The sequence below is a fragment of the Enterobacter cloacae complex sp. IR5441 genome (assembly GCF_049238215.1).
Classification (GTDB): domain Bacteria; phylum Pseudomonadota; class Gammaproteobacteria; order Enterobacterales; family Enterobacteriaceae; genus Enterobacter; species Enterobacter hormaechei_C.
This window is the reverse complement of sequence record NZ_JBMKIA010000003.1, coordinates 197,746-210,860: the sequence shown is the minus strand read 5'-3', so window position 1 is coordinate 210,860 and position 13,115 is coordinate 197,746. Positions and strand designations below refer to the sequence as shown.

At 49.6% G+C, this 13,115-nt stretch carries 11 protein-coding genes and 2 tRNA genes; 7 read left to right on the top strand and 6 right to left on the bottom strand.

Annotated features, from left to right (window positions below; translation table 11 throughout):
• Positions 1-68: 68 nt before the first annotated feature.
• From ACOTX5_RS05580 to ACOTX5_RS05565, 4 genes are all read right to left on the bottom strand, one after another.
• Positions 69-153, bottom strand: a tRNA-Tyr gene (locus tag ACOTX5_RS05580).
• A gap of 34 nt (positions 154-187) precedes the next feature.
• Positions 188-272, bottom strand: a tRNA-Tyr gene (locus tag ACOTX5_RS05575).
• 157 nt (positions 273-429) lie between these two features.
• The gene (gene purU / locus ACOTX5_RS05570; protein WP_015570366.1) at positions 430-1,272 is read right to left on the bottom strand and encodes a formyltetrahydrofolate deformylase; all 843 of its coding nucleotides are present in this window, start codon (positions 1,270-1,272) and stop codon (positions 430-432) included.
• Positions 1,273-1,313: 41 nt separating this feature from the next.
• Complete coding sequence (locus tag ACOTX5_RS05565) at positions 1,314-1,778, bottom strand: YchJ family protein (RefSeq protein ID WP_023303849.1); 465 nt, start codon at positions 1,776-1,778, stop codon at positions 1,314-1,316.
• Positions 1,779-1,891: 113 nt separating this feature from the next.
• Here ACOTX5_RS05565 and rssA point away from each other — a divergent pair, with 113 nt between their 5' ends.
• From rssA to galU, 3 genes are all read left to right on the top strand, one after another.
• A complete protein-coding gene (gene rssA / locus ACOTX5_RS05560) occupies positions 1,892-2,794 on the top strand; it encodes a patatin-like phospholipase RssA (protein ID WP_017384239.1) in 903 nt (300 codons plus the stop codon).
• An 89-nt stretch (positions 2,795-2,883) separates the two neighbouring features.
• Positions 2,884-3,897 (top strand): two-component system response regulator RssB, encoded by a 1,014-nt coding sequence (gene rssB, locus ACOTX5_RS05555; RefSeq protein ID WP_003856721.1) that lies wholly within the window; start codon positions 2,884-2,886, stop codon positions 3,895-3,897.
• A gap of 199 nt (positions 3,898-4,096) precedes the next feature.
• Positions 4,097-5,002 carry a UTP--glucose-1-phosphate uridylyltransferase GalU gene (gene galU, locus ACOTX5_RS05550; RefSeq protein WP_003856723.1) on the top strand — a complete coding sequence of 302 codons (906 nt, stop codon included), beginning with the start codon at positions 4,097-4,099 and terminating at the stop codon, positions 5,000-5,002.
• A 202-nt stretch (positions 5,003-5,204) separates the two neighbouring features.
• On the opposite strand, the gene hns is transcribed toward galU, so the two are convergent.
• Complete coding sequence (hns, locus tag ACOTX5_RS05545; RefSeq protein ID WP_003856724.1) at positions 5,205-5,618, bottom strand: histone-like nucleoid-structuring protein H-NS; 414 nt, start codon at positions 5,616-5,618, stop codon at positions 5,205-5,207.
• A 320-nt stretch (positions 5,619-5,938) separates the two neighbouring features.
• On the opposite strand from hns, the gene ACOTX5_RS05540 reads away from it, so the two are divergent.
• Together ACOTX5_RS05540 and tdk are read left to right on the top strand one after the other, a co-directional pair.
• Positions 5,939-6,127: a hypothetical protein gene (locus tag ACOTX5_RS05540; RefSeq protein WP_123906382.1), complete on the top strand. Its 189-nt coding sequence runs from the start codon at positions 5,939-5,941 to the stop codon at positions 6,125-6,127.
• A 41-nt stretch (positions 6,128-6,168) separates the two neighbouring features.
• Positions 6,169-6,783 (top strand): thymidine kinase, encoded by a 615-nt coding sequence (gene tdk / locus ACOTX5_RS05535; RefSeq protein WP_063945151.1) that lies wholly within the window; start codon positions 6,169-6,171, stop codon positions 6,781-6,783.
• Positions 6,784-6,853: 70 nt separating this feature from the next.
• Here tdk and adhE read toward each other — a convergent pair whose 3' ends face one another.
• Entirely contained in the window at positions 6,854-9,535 is a 2,682-nt protein-coding gene (gene adhE / locus ACOTX5_RS05530) for a bifunctional acetaldehyde-CoA/alcohol dehydrogenase (RefSeq protein WP_032103375.1), read from the bottom strand.
• Positions 9,536-10,015: 480 nt separating this feature from the next.
• On the opposite strand from adhE, the gene ACOTX5_RS05525 reads away from it, so the two are divergent.
• Entirely contained in the window at positions 10,016-10,663 is a 648-nt protein-coding gene (locus ACOTX5_RS05525; protein ID WP_017384236.1) for a YchE family NAAT transporter, read from the top strand.
• A 770-nt stretch (positions 10,664-11,433) separates the two neighbouring features.
• Complete coding sequence (oppA, locus tag ACOTX5_RS05520) at positions 11,434-13,065, top strand: oligopeptide ABC transporter substrate-binding protein OppA (RefSeq protein ID WP_003856736.1); 1,632 nt, start codon at positions 11,434-11,436, stop codon at positions 13,063-13,065.
• The last annotated feature ends 50 nt before the right edge of the window (positions 13,066-13,115 follow it).

The following is a 13,115-nucleotide window of genomic DNA, read 5'->3' as shown; positions in this document are numbered from 1 at the left end:
GGATTACTCCCGGCATCGAGAAATATGGAGCATTGTGCTTGAGTGAGTGCTTAAGAATCTGGAAGTGATGGTGGTGGGGGAAGGATTCGAACCTTCGAAGTCGATGACGGCAGATTTACAGTCTGCTCCCTTTGGCCGCTCGGGAACCCCACCAGGGGTAATTCATATTTTGAGGTAAAGCTGGAGATGGTGGTGGGGGAAGGATTCGAACCTTCGAAGTCGATGACGGCAGATTTACAGTCTGCTCCCTTTGGCCGCTCGGGAACCCCACCACGGGGTAATGCTTTTAACTGGCCTGCTTCCTGTTGGAAGCGGGGCGCATCATATCAAATGAGACGCCCCTGTAAAGCATTCCTTTAGGAAAATGAAGCTGTTTGCCTGCTTTTTATCCGTAAAGGCGTAAAGCTAATCAATTCATTTTCCGAGGGATTAGAGAATAATCGTTCTGTTGCCGTACACAAAGACGCGCTGAGCAAGTACCTGATACAGCGCACGGCTCAGTACGTTCTTCTCAACGTCACGGCCAGCACGCATCATATCTTCTGCCGTATAGGTGTGATCCACGTGGATCACGTCCTGCATGATGATTGGACCTTCGTCCAGATTGTCATTCACGTAGTGCGCGGTTGCGCCAATGATCTTCACCCCACGCTCGTATGCCTGGTGATACGGACGCGCGCCAATAAAGGCTGGCAGGAAGGAGTGGTGGATGTTGATAATTTTGTTCGGGAAGCGCGCCACGAAGGATGGCGTCAGCACGCGCATATATTTCGCCAGCACCACGTAGTCCGGGTTATGCGCTTCAATCGCAGCTGCCATCAGGTTGTCGTGCTCTTCACGGGTATAGCCTTCGTGACTGACCAGCTCAAACGGAATGTCAAAACGTTCAACCAGCGTACGCAGCGTCTCATGGTTGCCAATGACGGCGGCAATTTCGACGTCCAGGCCACCGTAGTTGGCTTTCATCAGCAGATCGCCCAGGCAGTGCGCCTCTTTGGTGACCAGAATGACAATGCGGCGACGGCCCGCCGGGTTAAGCTCGCGCACCGAGCCTTCCGGCAGGGCGCTGTCCAGATCGGCAAGCAGGGTTGTGTCGTTGAAAATGCCTTCCAGTTCGGTACGCATAAAGAAGCGACCGGTACGGTGGTCAACGAACTCGTTGTTCTGCACGATATTCAGTTCATGCTTGTAGCAAATGTTGGTAATTCGTGCGATCAGCCCTTTTTGATCGGGACAGATAGTGCGCAGAACTTTACGTTGTAATGATTGCATCGCCGGGAAATCCTGTTTATGTATTTGCGAAGTCTGAGTTGTCAGGCATTACTGCCGCAACACTTTTTAAATTTTTTTCCTGAACCACAGGGGCAGGGATCGTTACGACCGAATTGCGGACGTGTGCCGTCAATATAATACCATTGCCCGCTGTCCTTTAAGAACCGTGAGCGCTCAATGATGGCGCCGGGTTTGTTTTGTTCGCTAAAGCGGGCGACAAAACTGACATAGCCCTCGTTGGCATCGCGTCCGGGAGCGGCTTCAAAGACGGTGAGGCCCAGCCAGACGGTGTTGGCAAATCCGGCTTCAATCTCTTGGCGAAAATCGGCAGCATGGCAGGACGGATGCCAGGTTTTAATCAGGTAGTCTGCGTTTTTGATCACAAAAGCAGTATACCGCGAGCGCATAAGGTGTGACGGGTCTGGTGCAACCTGCTCGCCAGAAAGATATCGCTGGCAACATAGGCTATACTCCAGAGCGCTACCACAGGGGCAGAGTTGAGACACGATTCTCTTCCTGGAACAAAAAATAAGGCGTTAAACGCTTAAGGTAGCAATATGTTAACTGAGCAGGTGCGTTGACGCTATGTCGGGAATCCAGGGGAAGTAAAACAGGGCTAATGAGAAAGGTAAAAATTGGACTGGCGTTGGGCTCAGGTGCAGCCCGGGGTTGGTCACATATTGGCGTTATCAATACCTTAAACCAGATGGGGATTGACGTTGATATTGTCGCAGGATGTTCTATCGGGTCGCTGGTCGGATCCGCGTACGCCTGCGGTAAGCTCCCGGAGCTTGAAAGCTGGGTGCGCTCCTTCAGTTACTGGGATGTGCTGCGCCTGATGGATCTCTCCTGGCAGCGTGGCGGCCTGCTGCGCGGCGAACGCGTGTTCAATCAGTTTCGTAAGATAATGCCCCTCGCTGACTTCAGCCACTGCCAAATGCCTTTCGGTGCCGTTGCAACCAACCTCAGTACGGGCAGGGAGTTATGGCTCACCGAAGGGGATATTCATCTCGCCGTTCGCGCATCCTGTAGCATGCCGGGGTTAATGGCGCCTGTGCCTCACAACGGCTACTGGCTCGTTGATGGGGGCGTAGTGAATCCTGTACCCATCTCTCTGACCCGCGCCATGGGGGCGGATATCGTTATTGCCGTGGATTTACAGCACGACGCACACCTTATGCAGCAAGATTTGATGCCGGTTAATCTTCAGAGCGATGATGCGGAAGAAGAGAAACTTGCCTGGCATGCGCGATTACGCGGCAGAATAGGGCGCCTGACCGCCCGTCGCGCGGTGACCGCGCCGAACGCCATTGAAATCATGACGACCTCTATTCAGATCCTTGAGAATCGCCTGAAGCGAAACCGTATGGCTGGCGATCCTCCGGATATTCTTATTCAACCCTATTGTCCACAAATCTCTACCCTTGATTTCCACCGGGCTGAGGCCGCCATAGCAGCGGGCTCGTTAGCCGTCGAAAAGAAAATAGATGAACTGTTGCCTTTTGTGCGTACAGCACGTTGAGCACTTTTTTGATTACTTCAGCAAAATCTGACAGGCGATAGTACCAATAGCATGCCACTATTGAGTAACTGTCAGCCAGGGGAGGAACCATGACACAGCCATTGGCCGGAAAACATATTTTGATAGTAGAAGACGAGCCCGTTTTCCGATCGCTACTGGATTCGTGGTTATCCTCACTGGGTGCAACCACGTCCCTTGCCGAAGATGGCGTCGAGGCACTGGAAAAAATGGCCAGCATGGCGCCTGATCTGATGATCTGCGACCTTGAGATGCCGCGCATGGACGGATTAATGCTGGTGGAAAACCTGCGTAATGAAGGTTATCAGACACCGATACTGGTGATCTCGGCCACCGAAAATATGGCGGATATTGCTAAGGCGTTGCGTTTAGGTGTGCAGGATATTCTGCTCAAACCGGTTAAAGATTTGAACCGTCTGCGTGAAACGGTGTTGGCCTGCCTGTATCCCAATATGTTTAATTCCCGGGTGGAAGAAGAAGAACGTCTTTTCCAGGACTGGGATGCTTTAGTCAGTAATCCGCTCGCGGCCGCGAAGCTGCTTCAGGAACTTCAGCCGCCGGTGCAGCAAAATATCTCTCATTGCAGAGTAAATTATCGCCAGCTGGTAGCGGCTGACCAGCCTGGACTGGTGCTGGATATTGCGCCGCTATCAGATTCTGACCTCGCTTTTTATTGCCTGGATGTTACCCGGGCGGGAGATAACGGCGTTCTGGCGGCCTTATTACTCCGTGCGCTGTTTAATGGATTGCTACAGGAACAATTATCCCATCAGGGGCAACGACTTCCTGAGTTAGGCAGTTTACTAAAACAGGTCAACCAACTTTTTCGCCAGGCCAATTTGCCGGGGCAGTTCCCGCTTCTGGTTGGCTATTATCACAGCGGGTTGAATAACCTTATTCTGGTCTCTGCGGGTTTAAATGCCACGCTGAATACTGGCGAACACCATATTCAGGTGAGTAACGGCGTGCCGTTGGGTACGCTGGGAAATACTTACCTTAATCAAATTAGCCATCGCTGCACCTCCTGGCAGTGCCAAATTTGGGGTGCCGGAGGGCGGTTACGCTTAATGTTGTCCACGGAGTAAGCAGTCAGATTTTATTTTTCAGATTGCTTTACCTGTGTTTTTGCTGGCAGTGCTACTATCGCTGCAAGTTTCATGCGTATTTGTCTTAATTGATCGGCAACGCGTTCTTTTCAGACCCGTATTAGTGGCTGAGACTGTATACTCAACGCGTTATTCAATGCATAAAAGTTCAAAACTTGAACAGTTCAGGAGAATTTCAATGGCTGCCCTTAATTCGAAAGTCAGAAAGGCCGTTATCCCGGTGGCGGGATTGGGTACCAGGATGTTGCCAGCGACGAAGGCAATCCCAAAAGAGATGCTGCCTCTGGTTGATAAGCCATTAATCCAGTATGTCGTGAATGAATGTATTGCAGCAGGTATCACCGAAATTGTGCTGGTGACGCATTCATCTAAAAACTCTATCGAAAACCATTTCGATACCAGTTTCGAACTCGAAGCAATGCTGGAAAAACGCGTTAAGCGCCAGTTGCTGGAGGAAGTGCAGTCTATTTGCCCTCCACACGTTACCATTATGCAGGTTCGTCAGGGCCTGGCGAAAGGCCTGGGGCACGCAGTATTGTGTGCACACCCGGTAGTGGGTGATGAGCCGGTCGCGGTTATTCTGCCTGACGTGATTCTTGATGAGTACGAGTCCGATCTTTCCCAGGAAAACCTGGCGGAAATGATTAAACGCTTCGACGAAACCGGCAGCAGCCAGATTATGGTTGAGCCAGTCGACGACGTGACCGCTTACGGCGTGGTTGACTGCAAAGGCGTTGACCTGCAACCTGGCGAAAGCGTACCGATGGTTGGCGTTGTTGAAAAACCTAAAGCGGACGTCGCGCCGTCTAACCTTGCTGTCGTTGGTCGTTACGTCCTGAGTGCTGAAATTTGGGCTCTGCTGGCGAAAACGCCTCCGGGTGCGGGCGATGAAATCCAGCTGACGGATGCTATCGATATGCTGATCGAGAAAGAGACCGTGGAAGCCTACCATATGAAAGGTAAGAGCCATGACTGCGGGAATAAGCTCGGTTATATGCAGGCATTCGTCGAATATGGTATTCGCCATAACAGCCTGGGTGAAGAATTTAAAGCCTGGCTCAAAGGTAGCGTGGGTATTAAGTAATAAACTCACAGCCCAGTGAACAAGACCGGTGGAGCGATGCCCACCGGTTTTTTTATGCCTGTCGCTCCGTAATTGGCGGGGGATTGTCAAGGACGTTAAATAGGGAGCCTCACAATATGACAGAATGTAAGGAGATGTTCGGGCAAATATTACAGGCATAAAAAATCCCGCATTAAGCGGGATTTTTCAGAATCTTTCCAGATTAATCCTTGATCAGGAAGTCATCCAGTTGTTTACCTTGTTCGTCCATTGCTTTCTTGATTACAGCAGGAGTACGGCCCTGGCCGGTCCAGGTTTTCTCTTCGCCGTTCTCATCGATGTAGCTATATTTAGCAGGACGTGCCGCGCGTTTTGCTTTGGTACCGGTTTTAGCCGCAGCCATGCTGTTCAGCAATTCGTTTGGATCGATACCATCGGCAATCAGCATTTCACGATACTGTTGCAGTTTACGTGTACGTTCTTCGATTTCAGCCGCAGCAGCGCTTTCTTCTTCACGACGTTCGTTAACTACAACTTCTAATTTTTCGAGCATTTCTTCAAGCGTCTCAAGGGTACATTCTCTTGCCTGCGCACGAAGAGTACGGATGTTGTTCAGAATTTTAAGTGCTTCGCTCATTGTAGTAATCTCAAACTTATAATGGGGGTGGGTTTGTTGTCCTAATAATAGAGCCTTAATTTCACTTGTGCAATAGGTGGGAATGTAAGGAATTCAAAAAATACAAAATAAACGACGCTATTATTAATTACGCTAACTTAAATTTCATTGTTTGTTGGGTCTGTGAGATATCGTTTCAAACGGCAAAAGCGCGTCATTTGCGTGTATGTTTTGTGACTTTTACCTCAGGAATTATAGTTGCGGTTGATAAATATCAGCCTTTTGTATTACCCCGAGTAAGCGCAGCGAAGACAAGAATAGTTAATAAATAGTGAATTTTAATGAACGAAGAAGACACTATAAAAAGAAGTGTTATCTCTGGTTGCGGACTCACCTTATTGTCAGTGTTTAATGCCTTTACTGCCTGTTTTAACGCATTATTTTGCGCCACTCGCGAAGGATTTACTGATGCATGGCAGGCTGGAGAGCGCAGCCCGCCGCTGATGACGGTACAAAATATGGTACAATGATCCATCGGGAATATTACACATTGATTAGGGTTCTTCGGCCAATGGCACAACTTTATTTCTACTATTCGGCAATGAATGCAGGGAAATCGACGGCGTTACTGCAATCCTCATACAATTATCAGGAGCGGGGGATGCGTACCGTTGTTTATACCGCCGGAATCGACGATCGCTTTGGGGCAGGGAAGGTGAGCTCAAGAATAGGGCTCTCGTCGCCTGCAAGGCTGTTTAACCCTGAAACGGACCTGCTGGAGGACATTCGTGCCGAGCATGCCTCTAAGCCTGTCCATTGCGTGCTGGTTGATGAAAGCCAGTTCCTGACCCGAGAGCAGGTCCATGCGCTTTCAGAGGTCGTTGATGAGCTGGATATTCCCGTTCTTTGCTATGGATTACGTACCGATTTTCGTGGGGAGTTATTTGCCGGCAGTCAGTATCTGCTCGCCTGGTCGGATAAGCTGGTTGAGCTGAAAACAATCTGCTTTTGTGGCCGCAAGGCAAGTATGGTTCTTCGCCTGGACCAGTCGGGTAAACCCTATGCTGATGGCGAGCAGGTGGTGATAGGAGGCAATGAACGTTATGTCTCGGTCTGCCGCAAGCATTATAAAGAGGCGCTGGCTGTAGGCTCGCTGACGGCGTTACAGGGCGACAATCGAAAATAATAAGAATGTTTTACGTATCCTCAGATATAAAAAAACCCGCCAGCGGCGGGTTTTTTTATCATACTGTCAATCAAGCATTTTTCTTCGCTTTCTTGTCAGCCTTTACAACTGCGGGGATTTCAACTTTTACGGCAGCGACATCGCTTTCAGTGAAGTTACGACCGTAATAAGTATCCAGCAGGATCTGTTTCAGTTCGGAAATCAGTGGGTAGCGCGGGTTAGCACCAGTACACTGGTCATCGAATGCATCTTCAGACAGCTTATCTACGTGAGCGAGGAAGTCAGCTTCCTGAACGCCTGCTTCGCGGATAGATTTAGGAATACCCAGTTCAGCCTTCAGGCTCTCCAGCCATGCCAGCAGTTTCTCGATCTTCGCGGCAGTACGGTCGCCCGGTGCGCTCAGACCCAGGTGATCTGCGATTTCAGCATAACGACGGCGCGCCTGTGGGCGGTCGTACTGGCTGAATGCAGTCTGCTTGGTTGGGTTGTCGTTGGCGTTATAGCGGATAACGTTGCTGATCAACAGGGCGTTCGCCAGACCGTGAGGAATGTGGAACTGTGAACCTAGCTTGTGCGCCATGGAGTGACAGACACCCAGGAAGGCGTTAGCAAACGCAATGCCCGCGATGGTTGCCGCACTGTGTACACGTTCACGCGCAACAGGGTTTTTCGAACCTTCGTTGTAAGAAGCTGGCAGGTTTTCTTTCAGCAGTTTCAGCGCCTGCAAAGCCTGACCGTCAGAGAACTCAGAAGCCAGTACGGAAACGTAAGCTTCCAGAGCGTGAGTTACCGCATCCAGACCACCGAACGCACACAGTGATTTCGGCATTTCCATGACCAGGTTGGCGTCAACGATAGCCATATCTGGCGTCAGTGCGTAGTCAGCCAGCGGGTATTTCTGACCGGTTGCGTCATCAGTCACAACGGCAAATGGCGTCACTTCTGAACCAGTACCGGAAGTAGTGGTGACGGCGATCATTTTCGCTTTCACGCCCATTTTCGGGAACTTGTAGATACGTTTACGGATATCCATAAAGCGCAGCGCCAGTTCTTCGAAGTGAGTTTCCGGATGTTCGTACATCACCCACATAATTTTCGCGGCGTCCATTGGGGAACCGCCACCCAGTGCGATGATCACATCAGGTTTGAAGGAGTTCGCCAGTTCAGCGCCTTTACGTACAACGCTCAGGGTTGGGTCAGCTTCAACTTCAAAGAAGACTTCAGTTTCGACGCCAGCCGCTTTCAGAACAGAGGTGATCTGGTCTGCATAGCCATTGTTGAACAGGAAACGGTCGGTCACGATGAGCGCACGTTTGTGGCCATCAGTAATCACTTCATCCAGCGCGATTGGCAGAGAGCCGCGGCGGAAGTAGATAGATTTCGGAAGTTTGTGCCACAACATGTTTTCAGCTCGCTTAGCAACGGTTTTCTTGTTGATCAGGTGTTTTGGACCAACGTTTTCAGAGATGGAGTTACCACCCCAGGAACCACAACCCAGAGTCAGGGAAGGTGCGAGTTTGAAGTTGTACAGGTCACCGATACCACCCTGAGAAGCAGGGGTGTTGATCAGGATACGTGCCGTCTTCATCTTCTGACCGAAGTAAGCAACACGCTCAGGCTGGTTATCCTGGTCGGTGTACAGGCAAGAGGTGTGGCCGATACCGCCCATCGCCACCAGCTTCTCTGCTTTATCTACCGCGTCATCGAAATCTTTCGCACGGTACATTGCCAGCGTCGGGGAGAGTTTCTCGTGAGCAAACGGCTCACTTTCATCAACGACTTTCACTTCACCAATCAGAATCTTGGTGGTAGCAGGGACGCTAAAGCCAGCGAGCTCAGCGATTTTATACGCAGGCTGACCTACGATAGCCGCGTTCAGCGCACCATTTTTCAGAATCACGTCCTGAACGGCTTTCAGTTCTTTACCTTGCAACAGGTAGCCGCCGTGGCTGGCGAAACGTTCACGAACGGCGTCGTATACCGAATCAACCACGACAACAGACTGTTCAGATGCGCAGATAACGCCGTTATCGAAGGTTTTAGACATCAGCACAGAAGCAACTGCACGCTTGATATCTGCCGTTTCGTCGATCACAACAGGGGTATTACCCGCGCCTACGCCGATGGCTGGTTTACCGGAGCTGTATGCTGCTTTAACCATACCAGGACCACCGGTCGCCAGAATCAGGTTAATGTCCGGGTGATGCATCAGGGCGTTGGACAGTTCAACAGAAGGTTGGTCGATCCAGCCGATCAGATCTTTTGGCGCACCCGCAGCAATCGCAGCCTGAAGCACGATATCTGCCGCTTTGTTGGTAGCGTCCTTCGCACGTGGATGCGGGGAGAAAATGATTGCGTTACGTGTCTTCAGGCTGATGAGAGATTTGAAGATGGCGGTAGAGGTTGGGTTAGTGGTTGGAACGATACCGCAAATGATGCCGATCGGTTCTGCGATGGTGATGGTGCCGAAAGTATCGTCTTCTGACAGCACACCGCAGGTTTTCTCATCTTTATAGGCGTTGTAGATATACTCTGAAGCAAAGTGGTTTTTGATCACTTTATCTTCAACGATACCCATGCCGGATTCGGCAACGGCCATTTTAGCGAGAGGGATTCGAGCATCAGCAGCAGCCAGAGCGGCCGCGCGGAAGATTTTATCAACCTGTTCTTGGGTGAAATTGGCATATTCACGCTGGGCTTTTTTCACGCGCTCGACGAGGGCGTTCAGTTCAGCGATATTGGTAACAGCCATAATGCTCTCCTGATAATGTTTAAACTCTTTTAGTAAACCAGCGCTCGATACGTCTGACAGTATAGTCAGAGCCGATCCCACTTGCGTAACACACAGTAAAACAAAGGATTACTCACTGCTCCAGCTCACTAATTTACTAAAAGAGCCTTACCTTAGCATCATACCTTTTTGATAGGTGATCTCCCTGGCGGCGTAACCAAGATTACTCACTTCTGAGTACGAAAATTATGATCGAGATCAATTTTGTCCTAAGCTGATACCTTTCAGCAGGGTTATTTTGTGCTAATTATTCTACTGTTAAATAATTAAGTAACTATTGGAAGCAGCGATATCATTGATTACACAAATGTTTAACATCATGAATTGATAACGTTTAAGAACAGATTTCTGGTGAAGTATGCGGCTAAAAAGCGTATCTTCAGCGCGGATTTATCATGACACGCAGTTTCTCCCTGGCCATGCTCAATTGCGGAGCTTAATGTGATTCAAACGCTCTTTGATTTCCCTACATATTTCAAGTTTTTTATCGGCTTGTTTGCTCTGGTTAACCCGGTAGGGATCATCCCTGTCTTCATTAGTATGACCAGCTATCAGACGGCTGCGGCACGAAATAAAACCAACCTGACGGCAAACCTGTCGGTGGCGATCATCCTACTTACGTCTCTTTATCTCGGGGACGCCATTCTTCAGGTCTTCGGCATCTCGATTGATTCGTTCCGTATAGCAGGCGGGATCCTGGTGGTGACGATTGCCATGTCGATGATCAGCGGCAAGCTGGGGGAGGATAAACAGAACAAGCAGGAAAAATCAGAGACAGCTATCCGCGAGAGCATCGGGGTCGTGCCACTGGCACTGCCGCTGATGGCGGGCCCGGGGGCGATCAGTTCCACTATTGTCTGGGGAACGCGCTACCACAGCCTGATGCACCTGATTGGCTTTTCCGTCGCTATTGCGCTGTTCGCGCTGTGCTGCTGGGGTGTATTTCGTATGGCGCCATGGCTGGTTCGCTTGCTGGGACAAACGGGCATCAACGTGATTACCCGTATCATGGGTCTGTTGTTAATGGCGTTGGGCATCGAATTTATCGTTACCGGTATTAAAAGTATATTCCCCGGGTTAGTACACTGACTTTCATTTGAAAGAGCGGAGCCAGCGGCTCCGTTTTTTTTACGTGATTATCTGCAAATCATATAAATAAAGTTGAAATAGGCGCCAGTCATAATAAGTTCTACTAATAATCCTCTTCTGTTGTTTTTCAAGGGGTTGTTTATTTTCATTTCCCCTTGCCGCGCATAAATCCCTCAAACCCTCTGTTATTTTACTCACATGATACTCTGGGGCTTGCTGACAGATAACCGAAATGTTATTAGTAATTTCGACGCTGGCTCAGACGAATGTGCTAAATAATAATCAATTGTTAAATTATCGTGAAAAATCGTTCAGCCAAGCTTTGTCGTCGCGTTTGTAGCAACAAAATTTCTTATCTGTATGAATTACTTCTCTTTTTGTTGATTTCGGCGTAAGCCAGGGTTGGCACCACAGTTATGCCAGCCATCGTAAAAGAGAAATGCTTAACAAATTTGCAAAATGTATTGGCGAGAGTTGGCACCATTTGGTACTTTCCGGCCTTATATTTTGCAGCATTAAACAAGTTGATGAGAACTATTTTCATATAGCCCTCACATAAGATATCCAACGCATCTCTCTGACAGGGGAGAGGTGTAAAGAATCGACGCAAGACCGCCGTACGAGCGGTCAGTAATAATGAAGTCGGTGATAGCAAGAAGTAAAAAAAGAACCTGACAGTAGCAAAAAAAACTCCTGCGCTGTACAGGCCCCAACAGGGGATTACACAACTGGCGAAGGCCGGTCATTATAATGAGTGGAGTATCAACACAATGTCCATCATCACAAAAAAAAGTCTGGTAGCGGCGGGGATTTTAACTGCGCTAATCGCGGGCAACGCTGCAATGGCTGCGGACGTTCCTGCTGGTGTTCAGCTGGCTGAGAAGCAAACGCTGGTACGTAATAACGGTGCGGAAGTGCAGTCTCTTGATCCGCACAAAATTGAAGGTGTTCCAGAGTCTAACGTTAACCGCGATCTGTTTGAAGGTCTGCTGGTGACTGACGTAGACGGCCACCCGGCTCCGGGCGTGGCGGAAAAATGGGACAACAAAGATTTTAAAGTCTGGACCTTCCATCTGCGTAAAGATGCGAAATGGTCCGACGGTACGCCGGTTACCGCCGAAGATTTCGTCTATAGCTGGCAGCGTCTGGCGGATCCGAATACCGCCTCCCCGTATGCGAGTTACCTCCAGTATGGCCATATTGCCAATATCGATGACATCATCACGGGTAAAAAGCCAGTTACCGACCTGGGCGTAAAAGCCATCGATGCCAACACCTTTGAAGTGACGTTGAGCGAACCTGTTCCGTACTTCTATAAGCTGCTGGTTCACCCGTCCGTCTCCCCGGTACCAAAATCCGCAGTAGAAAAATTTGGTGAAAAATGGACGCAGCCTGCGAATATTGTGACCAACGGTGCATATAAGCTGAAGGACTGGGTCGTTAACGAACGTATGGTGCTGGAGCGCAACCCGCAGTATTGGGATAATGCGAAGACCGTTATCAATCAGGTCACCTACCTGCCAATCTCTTCTGAAGTGACGGACGTAAACCGCTACCGCAGCGGTGAAATCGACATGACCTATAACAATATGCCGATTGAACTGTTCCAGAAGCTGAAAAAAGAGATCCCTAAAGAAGTTCACGTCGATCCGTATCTGTGCACCTACTATTACGAAATTAACAACCAGAAAGCACCGTTCACCGACGTACGTGTTCGTACCGCACTGAAGCTGGCTCTGGATCGCGACATTATCGTGAATAAAGTGAAGAATCAGGGCGACCTGCCGGCTTACAGCTACACCCCGCCTTACACCGACGGTATGAAGCTGGTTGAACCTGAATGGTTCAAATGGTCCCAGGAAAAACGTAACGAAGAAGCGAAAAAACTGCTGGCTGAAGCTGGCTATACCGCCGACAAGCCGCTGACCTTTAGCCTGCTGTACAACACCTCCGATCTGCATAAAAAACTGGCTATTGCCGTCGCGTCAATCTGGAAGAAAAACCTCGGCGTGAACGTGAAGCTGGAAAACCAGGAATGGAAAACCTTCCTCGATACGCGCCACCAGGGAACCTTTGACGTGGCACGTGCAGGATGGTGTGCGGACTATAACGAACCGACCTCATTCCTGAACACCATGCTGAGCGACAGTTCGAACAACACCGCACACTATAAGAGCCCGGCGTTTGATAAGCTGATTGGCGAAACCCTGAAGGTGGCAGATGACGCCCAGCGCGCCGATCTGTACGCAAAATCAGAACAACAGCTCGATAAAGACTCTGCGATCGTTCCGGTTTACTACTACGTTAACGCCCGCCTGGTGAAACCATGGGTAGGGGGTTATACCGGTAAAGACCCGTTGGATAATATTTCCGTTAAGAATCTTTATATTATCAAGCATTAATGGCAATACGTGGGGCGAGCGAGCTTGCCCCACTGTGTCTATTTTGTAAC